Annotated in this window: 15 protein-coding genes; 7 read left to right on the top strand and 8 right to left on the bottom strand. The window is 49.2% G+C overall.

Annotated elements, in window-relative coordinates; translation table 11 throughout:
- From B5F80_RS09095 to B5F80_RS09105, 3 genes are all read right to left on the bottom strand, one after another.
- Positions 1-766: malonate decarboxylase subunit alpha (locus B5F80_RS09095; protein WP_204246381.1), on the bottom strand; the 766-nt coding region annotated here is incomplete at its 3' end.
- A gap of 53 nt (positions 767-819) precedes the next feature.
- Positions 820-2235 (bottom strand): GntP family permease, encoded by a 1416-nt coding sequence (locus tag B5F80_RS09100; RefSeq protein ID WP_087478514.1) that lies wholly within the window; start codon positions 2233-2235, stop codon positions 820-822.
- A 311-nt stretch (positions 2236-2546) separates the two neighbouring features.
- On the bottom strand, positions 2547-3428 hold the full coding sequence (locus B5F80_RS09105; RefSeq protein ID WP_087478515.1) for a LysR family transcriptional regulator: 882 nt from the start codon (positions 3426-3428) through the stop codon (positions 2547-2549).
- Between the two features lie 867 nt (positions 3429-4295).
- Here B5F80_RS09105 and B5F80_RS09110 point away from each other — a divergent pair.
- The 7 genes from B5F80_RS09110 to aroD all read left to right on the top strand — a co-directional run bounded on the left by B5F80_RS09110 (position 4296) and on the right by aroD (position 12178).
- Positions 4296-5849 carry a malonate decarboxylase subunit alpha gene (locus B5F80_RS09110; RefSeq protein ID WP_087478516.1) on the top strand — a complete coding sequence of 518 codons (1554 nt, stop codon included), beginning with the start codon at positions 4296-4298 and terminating at the stop codon, positions 5847-5849.
- 30 nt (positions 5850-5879) lie between these two features.
- Positions 5880-6788 (top strand): VOC family protein, encoded by a 909-nt coding sequence (locus B5F80_RS09115; protein WP_087478517.1) that lies wholly within the window; start codon positions 5880-5882, stop codon positions 6786-6788.
- Positions 6789-6815: 27 nt separating this feature from the next.
- On the top strand, positions 6816-7592 hold the full coding sequence (locus tag B5F80_RS09120) for an acyl-CoA dehydratase activase (protein WP_087478518.1): 777 nt from the start codon (positions 6816-6818) through the stop codon (positions 7590-7592).
- A gap of 16 nt (positions 7593-7608) precedes the next feature.
- Positions 7609-8895, top strand: coding sequence for a 2-hydroxyacyl-CoA dehydratase family protein (locus B5F80_RS09125; protein WP_087478519.1), 1287 nt, complete (start codon positions 7609-7611; stop codon positions 8893-8895).
- Positions 8895-10016, top strand: coding sequence for a 2-hydroxyacyl-CoA dehydratase family protein (locus B5F80_RS09130; protein WP_087478520.1), 1122 nt, complete (start codon positions 8895-8897; stop codon positions 10014-10016). The genes B5F80_RS09125 and B5F80_RS09130 overlap by 1 nt, the downstream gene beginning before the upstream one ends.
- Positions 10017-10121: 105 nt before the next feature.
- Complete coding sequence (locus tag B5F80_RS09135; protein WP_087478521.1) at positions 10122-11267, top strand: acyl-CoA dehydrogenase; 1146 nt, start codon at positions 10122-10124, stop codon at positions 11265-11267.
- Positions 11268-11422: 155 nt separating this feature from the next.
- Positions 11423-12178 carry a type I 3-dehydroquinate dehydratase gene (aroD, locus tag B5F80_RS09140; RefSeq protein ID WP_087478522.1) on the top strand — a complete coding sequence of 252 codons (756 nt, stop codon included), beginning with the start codon at positions 11423-11425 and terminating at the stop codon, positions 12176-12178.
- Here aroD and B5F80_RS09145 read toward each other — a convergent pair.
- The 5 genes from B5F80_RS09145 to B5F80_RS09165 all read right to left on the bottom strand — a co-directional run bounded on the left by B5F80_RS09145 (position 12173) and on the right by B5F80_RS09165 (position 18667).
- Entirely contained in the window at positions 12173-13483 is a 1311-nt protein-coding gene (locus B5F80_RS09145) for an MFS transporter (RefSeq protein ID WP_087478523.1), read from the bottom strand. The two genes, aroD and B5F80_RS09145, sit on opposite strands and share 6 nt — an antisense overlap.
- 166 nt (positions 13484-13649) lie before the next feature.
- Entirely contained in the window at positions 13650-14873 is a 1224-nt protein-coding gene (locus B5F80_RS09150; RefSeq protein WP_087478524.1) for an MFS transporter, read from the bottom strand.
- An 84-nt stretch (positions 14874-14957) separates the two neighbouring features.
- The gene (locus tag B5F80_RS09155; RefSeq protein ID WP_087478525.1) at positions 14958-16886 is read right to left on the bottom strand and encodes an FAD-dependent oxidoreductase; all 1929 of its coding nucleotides are present in this window, start codon (positions 16884-16886) and stop codon (positions 14958-14960) included.
- Positions 16887-16908: 22 nt separating this feature from the next.
- A complete protein-coding gene (gene aroE, locus B5F80_RS09160) occupies positions 16909-17784 on the bottom strand; it encodes a shikimate dehydrogenase (protein WP_087478526.1) in 876 nt (291 codons plus the stop codon).
- 40 nt (positions 17785-17824) lie between these two features.
- Complete coding sequence (locus B5F80_RS09165; RefSeq protein WP_087478527.1) at positions 17825-18667, bottom strand: TIM barrel protein; 843 nt, start codon at positions 18665-18667, stop codon at positions 17825-17827.
- Between the last annotated feature and the right edge of the window lie 2 nt (positions 18668-18669).

Below are 18669 nucleotides of genomic sequence, written 5' to 3' on the forward strand. Positions count from 1 at the left end.
GGTTGTACGCATAATCCCAAGTCATCATATGGTCAGCTTCGTCAGCTTTTACGACATAGTCGACGATTACGCCGGGGATCTTAACGTCTCTCGGGTCCAGCGTATTCTTAGCTGCTACATCTTTTACCTGAACGATAACGATGCCGCCGCAGGCTTTAGCTGCTTCAGCGATAGCCAAGGCTTCGCCCGTGCCGATTTCGCCGTCCATCGTAACGTTGCCGTCTTCGTCGGCTGTCGTGCCGCGGATGATAGCTACATCAATTTTGTGCGGATGATACCAGAGCCATTCTTCGCCGCCCAATTCAATAACTTCAACGATATCTTCCTTCGTTACATCGTTGATTTTGCCGCCTTCTACACGGGGATCGACGAAGGTACGGAGACCTACTTTGGTAATCGTGCCGGGACGGCGGCCCGCGATGTCGCGGAACCATTGGGAAATCGTACCCTGCGGCAGGTTGTAGGCTTCTACCTTATTGTTGTTGATCAATTCGCCGAGACGCGGGGACAAGTTGAAATGACCGCCGATAATGCGTTTCATCAAACCTTCTTCGCCGAGGTGGTTCAGGCCGCGTTCGCCGCTGTCGCCCTGACCAGCCGCATATACGATAGACAAATCCTTCGGCGTGCCGTTGGCTTTAAACGAAGCCTGGATTTCCTTCAATACGGCTTCTGCAAGCAAGCCACCGACAAAACCGCTCGTTGCTAACATGGAACCATCTTTAATCTGCTGAACCGCTTCAGCAGCCGTTACAAATTTTGCCATGATGAGCATCTCCTCCCATTCTATACTTCAACAAACGTCTATATATAAATCGTTTAGTGGAGCCCTGTTACAGAGTAGATAAAGATGATGACGAATACAGTGAAGGTCTTCAATACCGTAATCGCAAAGATATCTTTATACGATTCTTTATGGGTCAGGCCGCAAACTGCGAGCAGCGTGATAACCGCGCCATTATGAGGCAAGGTATCCAAACCGCCGGAAGCCATGGAGGCGACGCGGTGAAGGATTTCCGGACCCATGCCGATAGACTGACCCCAAGCGAGCCAATCCTGAGCCATCAGTTCCAAAGCGATAGCCAAACCGCCGGAAGCGGAGCCTGTAATACCGGCCAGTACCGTTACGCTGACAGCTTCAGATACGAGCGGCGTGCCGCCGATATGGATGCCGATGAGGAAGTTAGCAACTTCAGCGAAGCCCGGAAGCTGGGAGATAACGTTACCATAACCAACTTCGGATGCCGTGTTCATAATAGCGAGCAGGGAGCCGATAGCACCGGCGTTGAGGATCTTGGACATGCCGTCGACCGTCTTGATTTCGCGCCAGCCGACAACCAAGGCTACCAAAATACCGCTTACGAGAGCGATGATAAGGGCCCAGATACTAGCTACGTTCTGAACCTTAGCAGCTACGAGGGGAACGCCCTTCATGGAGTGGAAGGGTTCCAAAATAGCCGGGTTCCACGTAACAAATTCCGTAACTGCGAAGTTGACGACCAATACCGTTACCAGCGGCAGGCAGGCAACATACCAGGGGAACAATCTTGCATTCGGATCGATAACCGGTTCGTTTGTCGTGTGGTTGCCGTAGCCTTCGCCCTTGGCAATCGCAGCTTTCAAACGATGGGTTACGTAGACAATACCTAAGCCGTAAATAATAGCCGAGCCGATGAAGCCGGCAAGAGGACCGGCATAGAGGTTCGTGCCGAAATATGTCGTCGGAATAACGTTCTGAATCTGCGGAGTGCCCGGCAAGGCGTCCATCGTAGCCGTAAACGCGCCGAGGGCAATGCAGACCGGGATTAAACGTTTCGGATAATTTGCTTCTTTAAAGAGAGCCGCAGCAAAGGGATATACTGCGAATACAACGACGAACAAGAGAACGCCGCCATAGGTCAGGATCGAACCTGCCAATACGATGGAGAGAATGGCTTTAGCCGGTTCTTTGCCCAAGCCATTGATGATGGCGCTGGCCAAGCCGCGGGCCAATCCAGTTTCTTCCATGACTTTACCAAAAATAGCACCTAACATGAATACCGGGAAGTACGATTTGATGTACGTTACAGCCTTGCCCATGAACAATTCGGTGTACGAAGGCATAACGTCAAGGCCAGTCAAGGTAGCCGCCAAGATAGCCATGATTGGAGCCATCATGATAACGGAGAAGCCACGGTATGCAAAGGTCATCAAGCCAATCAAGCTCAGCAGAATAACGAGAATGTTAAAATCCATATGTCTCTCATCTCCTTTACCAATATAAAGTTTTAAAAAGTGAAAACAGCAACAAATTAAGTCATGACAAATGTACGCTTTACATTTAACGAATGCATTCTATGCTTTCATGATAGCACTTTCTATGAGGCAAAGTAAAACGACGTGTCTTCATTTTTTATATGAAAATCATTCAATAATTCATATTTTCATTCATCTTTCCAGGTTAAACGTTTGATGTTTTGCATATTTGCCTTTTTGTGGCAATAAAATAATGAGTTTTTGTCCAATGAATGCAAATAATGCAATCAGACAAAAACTCATTGACAAGTTTATTTTTTTATAAACGTTTGAATCATGTCTAAAAACAGCTGCATCGGCGTGGAAATGAATTTTTCCTTGCGATAGGCCAGCGTCGGAATCCAGGGAAATTCCGGGTCGGTTAAGTGAATCTGCACGACCTTTCCATCGCAGATCTTATCGATGACCGGCTTGGGCAGAATGGTAATCCCATTGCCGCAGTTTATGGCTTCAATAAGCAGATCCCACTGCCCGCTCTCCATGACGATATTCGGGGAAAAACCAGCTTTATGGCAGTTGTTGATAATGCTGTCATGAAGCATGAACGTATTATTCAGTATATAAAAATCCTCCTGGGCTAGCTGCTTAAAGGAAATCGAATCGTATTCAGCCAGGCGGTGTCCCGGCGGCACGACGCATACGGCTTCGGACTGCAGGAAGGGGATCTGCACGAAGTCATCGTCGACAAAGGGCTGAATCAGGATACCCATATCTACGGCACCGGCTTTGACCATAGAATAGGCCGTCTGCGCCCCTACTTCAGATATCTGAAGATTAATGGCCGGATACATGGATTGATATTGATGCAGAATAGAATATACGACCGTAATGGTAACCGGCGGAACGCCTAAGGTTAGGGTTCCCCGCGCCGATTTCAGCAGCGCCGACAGCACTTCCGTTTCCGATTTATAATTCGACACGATCTTTACGGCACCATGGTAAAAGATTTCGCCGGCAGAGGTTAATTTAAACTTTTTCGCCGTCCGGTCAATTAATTCCGTATCATAGGCTCTTTCCAGCGAACGAATGGCCTTGCTGATCGTCGACTGGCTGATAAACAACGATTCGGCTGCTTTTGTAAAGCTTTGTTTTTTTACGGTTTCGATGAAATAGATAAAATGGTCTATATTCATATGTGTGTCTCCTCTCCGACAGGTTTGTCCCGAATCCTTATCTTCTGGTCACATACAAAAACTTTTACGATTTATTAGAAAAAAGGATTTCACGCCCCGATTCCATACTATATTTTTTATTATGTCATACACCAAATAGCGTTTAAAATGAAATTATATCATTATCAGCACGCTTTCAATTCATTTTGTTGCCTTTTCTGGAATTCCATGGAATTATAAATTAAATTTTTCTTTGCTTTTGGCACGACACGATTCTATTCCAAAATATCCGCCTATTTATCAGAAAAAACATAGGCTCAAAAGCCCAAGCCGCCTATTTATCTTCTTAAATATTATAAACACAGCCTGTCGCAAGCAAATCGATATACTTTTTTCATTCTGACCATTCAAAAAAAGAAAGAAATATAATGCTAGCATACTGGGCGTTCTCATACCGCCGCACCACATATATCCACCAGCAGCGCAGCATATTTGTACAAAATTAATATAATATATAGAAAAGATTCACGTACTACAGAACAACGTTACGAACGCCTTATCCCATCTTTCATACAGGCAAAAAGCAGCGTTATTTCTTTATTCGCCGCTATATTCGTCTTTTCCTTCCCTTCATTGCATATCGTTATTGACTAAAGATTCCATACTTCTCCTTATCTATTCCTTGACGTTATTGATTTTTCCATAGTATAATTCTCTCAAGTAATTAAACATGTGATTTTTTTATCAATTGTTTTCTAACTTTGTTTTTTATAATTCTTATAAAGAATTATATTTTCCAATAAATAGTTCTCTATAAGAATTCTAATATAGCAATAGTTCTGTATTTTATGGGATTTAAGACAAAAAGGGGAAGGGGAATTTTATGTTATGAAAAAAGTGAAAGTTATCACATCATCTCAAGCAGCCGAATTGGTCAAAGATAACGATACCATAACGTCTATCGGCTTCGTCAGCTGCGCTCATCCCGAGGCTTTGACCAAAGCCTTGGAAAAACGATTTTTAGAAACAGGCTCTCCTAAAAATCTGACGTATATGTACGCCGCATCGCAGGGAAAACGCGATGGCCGCGGCGGCGAGCATCTCGCCCACGAAGGATTATTGAAGCGTATTATTATCGGTCACTACCAAACGGTGCCGGCAATCGGCAAATTGGCCGTAGAAAACAAAATCGAAGCGTATAACTGCTCTCAGGGCACGCTGGTTCATTGGTTCCGCGCATTGGCCGGCCACAAAATCGGCGTTTTCACCGATATTGGTCTCGGTACCTTCCTCGATCCTCGTCAAGGCGGCGGCAAGCTCAATGACGTTACAAAGGAAGACATTGTAAAACTGTTGGAAATCGAAGGACAGGAACAGCTTTTCTACCCGACATTCCCAATCAACGTCGCCTTCCTGCGCGGTACATATGCCGACGAATGCGGCAATATTACGATGGAAGAAGAAGTAGCTCCGTTGGAAAATACGTCCGTAGCCCAGGCAGTTCATAACTGCGGCGGTATCGTCGTCGTTCAGGTTAAACAAATTGTCGAACACGGCAACTTGGACCCGCGCCTCGTAAAAATCCCCGGGATTTACGTCGATTACGTTGTAGTCGCCGACGAAGCCGACCATGAACAGGCTTTCGGCTGCGCATACGATCCGACGCTGTGCGGTGAACGTCGCGCCCCCTTAGGCGAAGCCAGCGAAGCGCTTCCTATGAGCGCCAAGAAAATTATCGGTCGCCGCGGCGCCTTGTTCCTGAAGGAAAACGCCATCGTCAATCTCGGCGTAGGCGCACCGGAATATGTCGCTTCCATCGCAGATGAAGAAGGCATCTCCGATACGATTACCTTAACGGTGGAAAACGGAGCCATCGGCGGCGTGCCCCAGGGCGGCGCGCAATTCGGCTCAACGCGAAACGCCGAAGCCATCATCGATCACACCTACCAATTTGATTTCTACGACGGCGGCGGTTTGGATATGGCCTTTTTAGGCTTGGCGCAATGCGATAAAACAGGCAACATCAACGTCAGCAAGTTTGGAACGAACATCGCCGGCTGCGGCGGTTTTCCCGATATTTCCCAGCAGACGCCAAACGTATTCTTCTGCGGTACCTTTACGGCCGGCGGCTTAAAAATCGCCGTAGAAGATGGCAAGGTACACATTGTACAAGAAGGTAAATCAAAGAAGTTTGTCGATGCCGTAGATCAGATTACGTTCAATGGAGCATACGCCGCCCGCCGCGGTCAGCATGTCTTCTATATTACAGAACGATGCGTCTTTGAATTGACCGAAAAAGGGTTAAAACTTATCGAAGTCGCTCCCGGCATTGACGTAGAAAAAGACATCCTCGCCCACATGGACTTTAAACCCATTATCGAAGATTACAAGATCATGGATGCCCGAATTTTCCAGGAGGGTCCGATGGGATTAAAGAATTAATTATTTAAAGATAGTAAGGAGATACTACAAATGAAACCAATGAGATTACACCATGTCGGCATCGTATTGCCGACGCTGCAGAAAGCGCATGACTTCATCGAAGCCAACGGTTTGGAAATCGACTATGCCGGATTCGTCAACGCCTATCACGCCGACTTGATTTTCACCAAAAAGGGCCCGTTCAGCAGCCCCTTGGAAATGATCATCCCTCGCGAAGGCGTGCTGACGAAGTTCAATAACGGCAAAGGCGGCATCGCTCATATCGCTTTTGAAGTCGACGACGTAGAAGCTGTCCGCCAGGAAATGGAAGCTGAATGTCCCGGCTGCATGTTGGAAAAGAAAGCCGTCTTAGGCACCGACGATATTATCGTCAATTTCCGCCGCCCCAGCACCAATCAGGGTATTCTCGTCGAATATGTTCAGACGACGGCTCCTATTACGGGCCGCGGCGTCAATCCCTTCGAATCCATGGGAGAAGATGGCAAGATCAATACGTCGTGGCATCCTATGCGACTCCACCACGTGGGCATCGTCCTCCCGACGATGGAAAAAGCCGAAGCCTTTATCAAAGCCAACGGCCTTGAAGTCGATTACGCCGGCTTCGTCGATGCCTATCACGCCGACCTCATCTTTACGAAGAAGGGCGAATTCAGCACGCCGCTGGAAATGATTATCCCCCGCGAAGGCGTCCTGACGAAATTCAACGACGGTAAAGGCGGCATCGCCCATATCGCCTTTGAAGTCGACGACGTAGAAGCCGTCCGTCAGCATATGGAAAAAGAATGCCCCGGCTGCATGCTGGAAAAGAAAGCCGTATTAGGCACTGACGATATCATCGTCAACTTCCGCCGCCCCAGCACCAATCAGGGCATCCTCGTCGAATATGTTCAGACCATCGCCCCGATCAACCGCAGCAACCCTAATCCCTTTGAAAAATAACAACGCAAGCCAGAAAGGATGAAACCCATGTATACTCTTGGAATCGACGTCGGCTCGTCGTCGTCCAAAGCCGTCATTTTAGAAAATGGAAAACATATCATATCCCACGCTGTCGTGGAAATCGGCACGGGGTCGACAGGGCCGGAACGCGTTCTGGAAGACGTCTTCTCCGGCACGGGCCTTACGATGGACGACATGGCCCATATCATTGCGACGGGCTATGGGCGCTTCAACGTCGACTGCGCCAAAGGCGAAGTCAGCGAAATCACCTGCCACGCCAAGGGAGCCCTCTTCGAATGCCCCGGCACGACGACGATTCTTGACATTGGCGGCCAGGACGTAAAAGCAATAAAACTAAATACACAGGGCCTGGTCATGCAGTTCGCCATGAACGACAAATGCGCCGCCGGCACGGGCCGCTTCCTCGATGTCATGTCCAAGGTATTGGAAATCCCTATGTCCGATATGGGCGACTGGTATTTTAAATCACAAAACCCGGCCCCTGTCAGCAGCACCTGCACGGTCTTCGCCGAATCGGAAGTCATTTCCCTGTTGTCTAAAAACGTCCCGAAGGAAGACATCGTCGCCGGCGTGCACCGCTCTATCGCCAGCAAGGCCAGCGCCTTGGTCCGCCGCGTCGGCGTCGGTCCCGACCTTACCATGACCGGCGGCGGTTCCCGCGACGCCGGCGTCGTAGACGCTATATCCAAAGAATTAGGCATTCCCGTCAATGTAGCCCTGCACCCCCAGGTAGTCGGAGCACTGGGCGCCGCATTGATTGCCTATGATAAAGTCACCAAATAACAAAGGAGAGATCTCAATGAGTGAAGAAAAAACGATTGATATTGAAAGCATGAGCGCTAAAGACGCTCTCGGCTATTTTCTGCCGAAAGTAGACGAAGACGCCCGCATCGCAAAAAAAGAAGGCCGCCTCGTCTGCTGGTCCGCTTCCGTAGCACCTCCCGAATTCTGCACCGCTATGGACATTGCTATCGTATATCCTGAAACCCATGCTGCCGGCATCGGCGCCCGTCACGGCGCGCCGGCTATGCTGGAAGTCGCTGAAAACAAAGGCTACAACCAGGATATCTGTTCGTACTGCCGCGTCAACATGGGCTACATGGAGCTCCTCAAGCAGCAGGCCCTGACAGGCGAAACGCCGGAAGCCCTGAAAAACTCCCCCGCTTCGCCGATCCCCTTGCCGGACGTCATCCTGACCTGCAACAACATCTGCAACACCTTGCTCAAATGGTATGAAAACATGGCCAAGGAACTGAACATTCCCTTAATTACCATCGACGTTCCGTTTAACCACGAATATCCCGTTACCAAACATGCCAAACAGTATATCGTCGGCGAATTCAAGCACGCCATCAAACAGCTCGAAGAATTATGCGGCCGTCCCTTCGACTATGACAAATTCTTCGAAGTACAGAAACAGACACAGCGTTCTATCGCAGCCTGGAACAAAATTGCCACGTATTTGACGTATAAACCGTCTCCCTTAAACGGCTTCGACCTGTTCAACTACATGGGCCTGGCCGTGGCGGCTCGTTCCTTAAATTACTCTGAAATCACCTTCAACAAGCTCATCAAAGAATTAGACGCTAAATTAGCCGCTAAAAAATACGCTTTTGGCGAAAACGAAAAGACCCGCGTAACCTGGGAAGGCATTGCCGTATGGATCGCGTTGGGTCATACGTTCAAAGCCTTGAAGAATCAGGGCGCGTTGATGACCGGCTCGGCATATCCCGGCATGTGGGACGTTTCGTATGAACCGGGCAACCTCGAATCTATGGCCGAAGCCTATACGCGTACGTACATCAACTGCTGTCTCGAACGCCGCGGCGAAGTCTTGGAAAGCGTAGTACGCGACGGCAAATGCGACGGCCTCATCATGCACCAGAACCGCTCCTGCAAGAACATGAGCCTCTTAAACGACGAAGGCGGCAAACGCATCCAGAAGAACCTCGGCGTCCCCTACGTCATTTTCGACGGCGACCAGACGGACCCCCGCAATTTCTCGGAAGCGCAGTTTGACACGCGTGTCGAAGCATTGTGCGAAATGATGAATGAAAAGAAAGCCAACGAAGGAGGCAATCACTAATGAGCCATATTGATGAACTGATCAGCAAATTTCAAGACGTAGCAAACCATCCGAAAAAAACGGTATTAGAATATAAAAAGAACACCGGCAAAGGCCTCGTCGGCATCATGCCTTACTATGCACCGGAAGAAATCGTATACGCCGCAGGCTATCTCCCTGTCGGCCTGTTCGGCGCACAGAAACCGCAGATTTCCGCAGCCCGCACCTATTTGCCGCCTTTCGCCTGCTCCCTCATGCAGGCCGACATGGAATTGCAGCTCAACGGCACCTACGACTGTCTCGACGCCGTTATCTTCTCCGTTCCTTGCGACACGCTCCGCTGCATGAGCCAGAAATGGCACGGCAAAGCGCCGGTCATCGTATTTACGCATCCGCAGAACCGTAAAATCGACGCTGCCGTCGACTTCCTCAAAGGGGAATACGAACACGTCCGCAGCGAATTGGAACGCATCCTGGGCGTAACCATCAGCGACATGGCTTTGCAGGAAGCCATCAAGGTATACAACGAAAACCGCCGCGTCATGCGCGAATTCTGCGACGTCGCCGCCCAGTATCCGCAGATCTTTACGCCGGTAAAACGCCATGACGTCATCAAAGCCCGCTGGTTTATGGATAAAGCCGAACACACGGCCTTAGTCCGTCAGCTCATCGACGCCGTCAAAGCCGAACCGGTACAGCCCTGGAAGGGCAAGAAGATTATTCTGTCCGGCATTATGGCCGAACCGGATGAATTCCTCGATATTTTCAGCGAATTCAACATGGCTGTCGTCGCCGACGATTTGGCTCAAGAATCCCGCCAGTACCGCAACGACGTCCCGGCCGGCATTGATCCGTTGGAACAGCTCGCTAAATGGTGGCAGGACTTTGACGGCTGCCCCCTGGCCATGAACCCGGACAAACCGCGTGGACAAATGCTGATCGACATGGCGAAAAAATACGACGCCGACGCTGTCGTTGTCTGCTTAATGCGCTTCTGCGATCCTGAAGAATTCGATTATCCTATCTACAAAGTCGAATTTGAAGAAGCAGGACTTCGCTATACTGTTCTCGACGTCGATTTGGAATCGCCGTCCTTGGAACAGATGCGCACCCGCATTCAAGCCTTCTCTGAAATGCTCTAATTCTTTCACATCGTTGTATAACGCCAAGGCTTACGCGCCTTCAAGGAGCCGGCCTTGGCGTTTACATATATTTACTTATTTTATATTTAGGAGGAATTACAACTCATGGATTTTAAGCTCACAGAAATGCAGCAAGACATTGCAAACCTCGCGAAAGATTTCGCTGAAAAGAAATTGGCCCCGACGGTCAAGGAACGCGACGAAAAGGAAGTCTTCGACCGCGCTATCCTCGATGAAATGGGCACCCTCGGCCTCCTCGGCATTCCCTGGGAAGAAGAAAACGGCGGCGTTGGCGCCGACTTCCTCAGCCTGGCCGTTGCCTGCGAAGAAGTTGCGAAAGTCGACCCCTCTATCGCCCTGAGCTTCGAAGTTCACACCATGCTCTGCTCCTGGCCTATCTGGAAGTTCGGCACGGCAGAACAGAAGGAAAAATATTTGAAACCCCTGGCAGAAGGCACGAAGCTCGGCGCATTCGGCTTGACCGAACCGAACGCCGGCACGGACGCCCTCAACGGCTCCACAACGGCCGTTAAAGAAGGCGACTACTACGTCCTCAACGGCTCCAAAGTGTTCAACACCAACGGCGGCGAAGCTGACGTAACCATCGTATTCGCAGCTACGGATAAATCCAAAGGCGCGAAAGGCATGAGCGCGTTCATCGTCGAAAAGGGCATGGAAGGCTTCACCTACGGCAAAGAAGAAGTTAAAATGGGTATCCGCGCTTCCGTACAGCGTGAGCTCGTATTCCAGAACGTCAAAGTTCCGGCAGCCAACCTCCTCGGTAAGGAAGGAGAAGGCTTCAAGATCGCTATGATGACCCTCGACGGCGGCCGCGTAGGCGTCGGCGCACAGGCTCTGGGCATCGCTGAAGGCGCATATAACGAAGCTGTTAAATACGCAAAAGAACGCGTTCAGTTCGGCAAGCCGATCGCTACGAAGCAGGCTATCGCCTTCATGCTCGCTGACATGAAGCTCAAGATCGAAACGGCTCGCCTTGCCGTATACAAAGCTGCCTGGAAGATGGGCCAGCCCGACGTGAAGTCCTATTCCATGGACGCAGCTATTGCTAAGAAATACGCTTCCGACATCGCCATGCAGGTCACGACGGACGCCGTACAGGTCTTCGGCGGCTACGGCTTCACCCGCGAATACCCTGTAGAACGGTACATGCGCGACGCCAAGATCACCCAGATCTACGAAGGCACGAACCAGGTACAGCAGATGATTATTTCCGGCTCTATCCTGCGGTAATCGTACTCTCCACACATACAGAGCTTGCCATTTCTGTTCCCCAAAGCATCTCCCGGCAGTTTCCGCCGAGAGATGCTTTTTTCATTGCCCATACGCCGCCAATGCGCTACAATAACATCAAACCCATTCACGCGATATACGCGAAGGAGGATATAATGATCACTATTGGCAACGCAGCCCTCGACAACGGCATGCCCAAAATCTGCGTCCCCATCGTCGGACGCACTGTCGAAGAATTGATACAGGAATGCCGTTACCTGCAAGATAAACCGTACGACGTCGTCGAACTCCGCATCGACTTCTTAGCAGACACCACCCTTCCCGCCGTCGGCGAAGCCCTGGCAGCCGTCCGCAAAGAGCTCCCAGACAGCGCCCTCTTGTTTACCTTCCGCACGAAGGAAGAAGGCGGCGAAACGGCCGTCCCGGAAGCCTATTATTTTGAATTAATCCAGTACGCCGTCGCCAGCGGCAAGGTCGACGCCGTCGATGTAGAATACTTCCGCAATCGGGACAGCATCTGCCAGACCCTAGCCGTCGCCAAGGAACATGGCGTCACCGTCGTCATGAGCAACCACGACTTCGAAAAAACGCCGTCTTTCGACGAAATCACGGGCCGCCTCATCGGCATGAAGCAATTAGGCGCCGACGTAGCCAAATTGGCCTGCATGCCGAATTCGGCTAAAGATGTGCTCACCCTCTTATCGGCTACGGAAGCCGTCAAAGCCCAATATCCGGACGAACCGATCATCACCATGTCCATGGGCAAATTAGGCGTCATCAGCCGTATCAGCGGCGAAACCTTTGGCTCAGCCATGACATTCGGGTCTGCGAAAAAAGCCTCTGCACCAGGACAATTAGATATCACAGCTCTGCACTCCATATTGCATACCCTGCACGGCAGTAAATCATGAATGCTCTGATGCATCAATACGGTGAATATCGCCGACAATACAAAGGAGAGAAAAGACACCAACAGCCGCCACGGCGCTGATAAATACCATAGCCCCGATAAATGAGTCTGTCACATGTACGATAAAGCCAATGACAATAGGCGTAATAATGCCTGCCAAATTGCCGACAAAGCTGAAAACACCGCCGGCAATGCCCATGGATTCGACAGGAGCTATATCGCCGACAGTACTCCAAAGAATAGCCGCCATACCTTGTCCAAAAAAAGAAACGGCCATAATAGCGATAATCACTGTAAGGGAATCGGCGTAATTTGCGGCCATAATCGACATGGAACAGATGAGACCGCAAACAATAGGCGTTTTGCGTGCTTTCGACAAGGAAGAACCGTTGCGCAACATATAATCAGACCAACGTCCGCCCAACAATACGCCGCACAGCGCTCCGGCATAAGGAATAACGGCATAAAACCCGGCCTGAATCATAGGAAGCTGCTTAGCCATCACCAAATACATGGGAAACCAGGTCAGGAAGAAATACATTGTACTCGTATTAGCAAATTGCCCTAAATAAATTCCCAATAACTGGCGATGTTTAAATAGCTCAAGGATCTGCGCTGCTGTAACCTTCTGTGCCGTGCCAGCCTTTTCAGCCAGCCCCCCTCCTTCCCGGATATAAGCTAGTTCGGCTTCATTGACGCCCTTGCAATCTTTAGGGTCGCGATATAAAAGATACCAAAATAAACTGATAATAATGCCGACACAGCCTGTCACATAAAAAATTTCCTGCCAGCCGAAAGCATGCAGAATCCAAAACAGCACCGGTGTCAAAAATGCTAATCCAATAAACTCGGCAGCAGTATAAATCGATGTCGCCGTAGCCCGTTCTCTATCAGGAAACCATGCAGACACGACGCGATTATTCGTCGGAAACGCCGGTGCTTCCGCAGCGCCAATGAGCATCCGTATGATAAATAACGCGGTAAAACTGCTGCCCAATCCCATAATCATCGTAAACAAGGACCAGAAAAACAAGGACAATGCATATGTAATACGCGGTCCAAGTTTTTCCAGTATATATCCGCCAGGAACCTGCATAAACGCATACGCCCAAGCAAACGCCGACAACAGCATGCCCATTGTTACAGCATTGAATCCAAGCTCAGCACTCATACTGGAAGCGGCAACAGCCATGTTAGTCCGATCCAAATAATTAATAGCCGTAAGAACAAAAATAAGCGACAACATAAACCAGCGTTTATTCGTCTTTCGGGGAATAGATTTTTCCACATGTTCCCATCTATTCATTATACTGCTCCTTTCTCTATCTCGGGGCCGTCTTTATTTGTTATATTTTTCACATTCTTAAGTAAAAAGAAAGTTACGCCATACATCCTTACACATATACAACGATATTACCAGAAAATTAACGCAAGAATAATAGTAGGAACTGAAGGCAGTTCCTACTATTATATTATACGTGCCGTTTGCTGGAAATATTGACAAACAAGGCCAATAGTACACTCATCAACGTGACAGCACTATTAAAGAGGATCACATATTCCGGCCCGTCATTTCCGCCCATAGAGGCAATAGAGCCGGCAGCAGATACGCCAACCCATGTTCCTATACTGGACATGACCATTACAACACTGATAATCGTTCCTTTCAAATGGGGAAATAAGTCACTGACAACAGCCGTTACCAGCTGCAGTACACCGCCGGCTGCTGAATATCCAAGTACAAATCCGCCGATAATAGCAATAAGCGGATGATGGACAAAAAGCAAAACAATGAGCATCGTCAAGGCAATAGCCGGATACAGCAGCAATAGGCGAATAGACTTGATATACTTATCAACGACAGCAGCCGTGAGTAATACAGCAGCGACAATGCCAACAGAATAATAAGACTGGATAATCGCCGGATTCTCCATACCTACCCATCGTCCAAATTCCTGATTGCAGTTGACCCATATCTGAAATGTCGCTGTCGTCGTAAAGCCCATGATGATGAGGGCAATGCTGGATGGCGTGAAATGAATCGCCTTTATTTCCTGCCAGAATGAGGGCTGGTCTTTCGGATCTTTGTTCGCTGCAGTCATTGCTGGAAAAGGCATGACAAAGGTCAATATCGTCAATACAGCACATAAAACAGGGAATACATAAAACAACGTCGTGTACGGCATGTGATTCGAGGCGACGAACAAAATCAGCAGCGGTAAAATAAATTGACCGATGGCAACGAAAAGCTTCGTCAAAATGCTGGCGACAGCCGTCTTGCCGACGAAGATTTCCATAACTGCCGGCATCACGCCGCCGTTAGAAAAAGCATTAGCAATCCCGCCAATGAGACCGAATACGTATGCAGCCTGCAAATTAGTCGAAAATACCATGCCCAAAAAGAAAACTGCATAACAAATACTACCGACAGCCGACACAATGCGCCGCCCTATCTTATCTGATAAGGGTCCCGATACGAAACTGCCAATCAGGCATCCTAATCCCAATGAAGCTGACACCCATACGACGCCGCTGGCATCAAAGGCGCCATTCGCCAAAGTCGCCGCGCCCCACTGCGCGGCAAATTCCTGTTTGTACTGTCCCAAAATAGATGCGGCAACACCGAGAACCAGATAGTTAAGATATAAGACGATAGCCGTCGGATATAGTCGTTTATGATTTTGTATAATTTCCATAATGTACCTCCGGTCTATCCGGGCAGCTTTCCTTTTATAGAAAAGCTGCCCGGATAGACCTGTGTATATATACAGTAAAATACGTTAAATAGCTAATGCGGCATCGAATGCTTCACCTGTAGCCAGCATAGCATTGCCCGGAGCCTTGACAGCTTCGCCGATGACGAAGACCTGCGGGATAACAGCGGAAAGCTCTTCTTCTAAGGGATTGTAACTTCGTGAACCCATGGCCAGAACAATCGTGTCAAATCCGCGGATTTCGCCGTCCGTACCATCGGCAGTCGTATAAAAAACGCCGTCAGCAAAGAACTGTTCAACTTTCGCACCAGGAAGGAGCCGCACATCATGCCGTTCAAAATCCTGGAAAATAAATAAACGGTTTTCAGCGCTTACATCACCGGCGATGGTATCCTTCATCTCAATTACAGTAACGTCATGATTGCGCTCCGCAAGGAATTCAGCAGCCTCACATCCAACCATTCCTCCGCCTACGACAAGAGCTTTTTTACCGACATGAACCTTGCCTTCCAGCATATCCTGAGCCGTTACATAGCCGCAGTCGGCAAGTCCGGAAATCGGCACGATAAGCGGCTTAGACCCAGTAGCCAAGATAACGGCATCGGGAGCCATCTCCTTGATAAGCTCTGCCGTCGCTTCCGTATTCATCCGGATTTTTACGCCAGCATCTTCACAGCCGACAATAAAGCTGCGGATAGCGCTCGTCAAGTCACCCTTATCGGCCGGGAATGCCGCAATGTAGAAATTACCGCCCAACGTGCCGTTCTTTTCCAGCAAGGTAACGTCATGGCCGCGAAGAGCGCAAACCTTAGCGGCATATAAGCCGCCGGGACCGCCGCCAACAACGACGACCTTCTTCGGCACTGCAGCTTTCGTCAGCTCACCTTCTCGGCCTACAATCGGATTGACAGCACATGTAATCGGTTCGCCCTTAAACATTTTCGGCACGCAGCCCAACAGACAGCCAATGCACGGAGTGATGAAATCGGAAGCACCGTGTTTCACTTTATTCGGCATATCTGGATCAGCAATGCTCTGACGGCCAAAGGCTACGATATCCGCGCGGCCTTCCCGTACCAGGAGTTCTGCATACTGCGGCTCCGTATATCTGCCCACTGTAATAACAGGTACTTCGACAGCCCGTTTGATTTCCGTAACCAATTCGGCACTAAAGCCCCCATGTACCGCACCGGGAGCCCACATGAATTCATCGTGGAGATGGACGGCGCGGCTGACGTGGAGCGCATCGACGCCACATTCCTCTGCTAAATACACTGCCACTGCGGCTGCGTCCTGCACGGTCTGGCCGCCTTCGACATCATCGCTGCCGTTAATCCGACACAAAATAGGCAATGTACCGTTTGTCTTCTTGCGAATATTTTCAATGATCAGAGAAATGAGCCGCATGCGATTTTCAAAGCAGCCGCCGAATTCGTCAAGGCGATTGTTCGTCCGCGAGGAAATAAACGTGCTGACTAAATAGCCGTGAGCACAATGCACCTCGACCATATCAATGCCGGCGCGCTGAGCTCGGGCTGCTGCGTCTCCGTAGCATTCGACGAGTTTGTAAATTTCTTCTCGGGAAATAGCCTGGGGGATTTCCCGGCCGCTCGACGGCGCAATAGCACTGGCAGCCTTCAGCGGATACCCTGTCAGCTTAGAATTGCCTTCCGGACCAGCATGCTGAAGCTGGATCGAAACTTTTGCGCCGTATTTATGACATTCGTCAGCGACAGCGCGGAAACTATCTACGGTATCGTCGGAATACAGGCAGGGCTTGCGGGGTCCGCCCTTGGCTTCTTTGTATACAACCGTCGATTCTATCGTAATAAGTCCGTAGCCGCCTTTGGCACGGGCACCGTAATATGCAACAGATTTACTGCTCAAGGAACCGTCCGTATTGGCAAAATTATTGCCCATGGGCGGAACAGCAAAGCGGTTGGGAATCGTCACGCTGCCGATTGTAAGCGGCGAAAACATGGCTTTATACTTCATCGTTGTACCCTCTCCTTACCATTTATTCAGCAAAAAATTTTTCTTCTACTTCTTTATAAGGCATGTCTTGGCCCGTATATAATTTAAACGCCGCCACGCCCTGCCACAGCAGCATGCCGATACCGCCGATAGCAGCTTTACATCCTGCCTTCTGCGCTTCTTTGATTAAGATAGTTTCTCGAGGATTATATACCGTATCGGCTACAACCAAATCGGGACGGAGATACTCAGGATGAATCAAGCTGTCATTATCAAGGGGCTTCATGCCCATTTTCGTCGCATTGACGAGAATATCCGCATCTGCAATGGCAGTCTTCAAAGCTTCAGCATTGGCCAAATCATCGACTTCAACATGGCAGGCCGGTACGGCTTCGCTCAACTTAGCGGCAATGTCTTCGGCATTGGCATAAAATTCATCTTTAATATTAAAAATCTTTAAATCAGCAGCCCCATCCAATGCTATCTGTACGGCAATAGCCGTCGCAGCACCGCCGGCTCCTAATAAGACAATCTTTTTTCCTTGTACGCCAACGCCGTGTTCCTGCAGATTTTTGACAAATCCAATGCCGTCCGTATTATAAGCAACGAGCTTGCCTTCTTCTGTAATGACAACAGTATTGCTGGCTCCAATCAATTTCGCAGCCGGCGTAATTTCGTCAACATAGTTCAGAACTTCCCGCTTGCAGGGCATGGTGACGTTAAAACCGCCGACGTTCAGCATTTTGAGAGCTGCAATGCCTTCGCCGACCTTATCGACGGGAATATCAAAGGCCAGGTATGCCGCATCAATACCCAGACGTGCGAAGGAATAATTGTACATAGCCGGCGATCCGGAATGACCTACAGGAGAACCGATCAATGCAAATAAACGAGTATGTCCAGAAATTCTTGTTTCCATGTTATATCACCTTTTATTTTAGAATATATTGTTTTATTCATTATTGAAGAGCTTCAGGCCAAACCGATTCCAATACGTTTTTCGTATGGTCATAATCATGAACAGCCGTGTCGGCAACGCCTTTTGCCAAAATATCATCGCTGATGACTTCAACGCCGATGACAGCGGGTTTAATGCCCTTATCCTTGATCATCTTGACAAAACCTGCCGTGTCGCCATATCCCGTGCCGGGTGCTACGCGGTCATGCATGGACTCATCGCGGAGAATAGCCGCTGCATATGGACGGGCCAGAACATCATTAATCTGAATGGATACGACCTTATCAGCGGGTACATCGGCAAGGATAGATGGATCATACGACTGGTTAGCCCGTACCCAGTGCCATGTATCAAGGATAAGCTTGGCATTATCACAACCAGACAATTTTACTACATCCCAAGCTTTTTTGACATCGGGAAGACCGCTGTACGGCATAGGTTCTATACCGATGACCCATTTGCCGGCACGCTGGCATAATTCTTTCAATTTCTGCGCCGTATGCTCTACAGAATAATTCTCCATAAGACCGCAGTTGATATGCTGTACGCCGAACAATTCGCACATGTGGAAGCAAATTTGTTCTTTATACTTTTGCTCATACGAACGATGACTTTCGGCCCATTGCACGATATATTCTACTTCCGTGACTTTCATATCATATTTTTTCAAAATTGCCAAAATATCTTCATCGTGAAGCCCTTCAGCTAACGCATCGACATACGTTTCAGCACGAAGGCCAATTCCTTCGAAGCCGGCTTCTTTAGCAGCGCGCACGCGTTCTTCAAAAGTGCATTGGTCTCCTAATGACCAGGAACTAATCGTAATAGGGAATTCTTTTGACATCG

The organism is Megasphaera sp. An286, assembly GCF_002163455.1.
Classification (GTDB): Bacteria; Bacillota; Negativicutes; order Veillonellales; family Megasphaeraceae; genus Megasphaera; species Megasphaera stantonii.

Excerpts from the sequence above, each read along its gene's own strand:
- B5F80_RS09105 (WP_087478515.1), bottom strand. The coding sequence starts at position 3,428 with ATGAATATAGACCATTTTATCTATTTCATCGAAACCGTAAAAAAACAA.
- aroD (WP_087478522.1), top strand. The coding sequence starts at position 11,423 with ATGATCACTATTGGCAACGCAGCCCTCGACAACGGCATGCCCAAAATC.
- B5F80_RS09135 (WP_087478521.1), top strand. The coding sequence starts at position 10,122 with ATGGATTTTAAGCTCACAGAAATGCAGCAAGACATTGCAAACCTCGCG.
- B5F80_RS09120 (WP_087478518.1), top strand. The coding sequence starts at position 6,816 with ATGTATACTCTTGGAATCGACGTCGGCTCGTCGTCGTCCAAAGCCGTC.
- B5F80_RS09115 (WP_087478517.1), top strand. The coding sequence starts at position 5,880 with ATGAAACCAATGAGATTACACCATGTCGGCATCGTATTGCCGACGCTG.
- aroE (WP_087478526.1), bottom strand. The coding sequence starts at position 17,784 with ATGGAAACAAGAATTTCTGGACATACTCGTTTATTTGCATTGATCGGT.
- B5F80_RS09100 (WP_087478514.1), bottom strand. The coding sequence starts at position 2,235 with ATGGATTTTAACATTCTCGTTATTCTGCTGAGCTTGATTGGCTTGATG.
- B5F80_RS09165 (WP_087478527.1), bottom strand. The coding sequence starts at position 18,667 with ATGTCAAAAGAATTCCCTATTACGATTAGTTCCTGGTCATTAGGAGAC.
- B5F80_RS09155 (WP_087478525.1), bottom strand. The coding sequence starts at position 16,886 with ATGAAGTATAAAGCCATGTTTTCGCCGCTTACAATCGGCAGCGTGACG.
- B5F80_RS09110 (WP_087478516.1), top strand. The coding sequence starts at position 4,296 with ATGAAAAAAGTGAAAGTTATCACATCATCTCAAGCAGCCGAATTGGTC.
- B5F80_RS09150 (WP_087478524.1), bottom strand. The coding sequence starts at position 14,873 with ATGGAAATTATACAAAATCATAAACGACTATATCCGACGGCTATCGTC.
- B5F80_RS09145 (WP_087478523.1), bottom strand. The coding sequence starts at position 13,483 with ATGAATAGATGGGAACATGTGGAAAAATCTATTCCCCGAAAGACGAAT.
- B5F80_RS09125 (WP_087478519.1), top strand. The coding sequence starts at position 7,609 with ATGAGTGAAGAAAAAACGATTGATATTGAAAGCATGAGCGCTAAAGAC.
- B5F80_RS09130 (WP_087478520.1), top strand. The coding sequence starts at position 8,895 with ATGAGCCATATTGATGAACTGATCAGCAAATTTCAAGACGTAGCAAAC.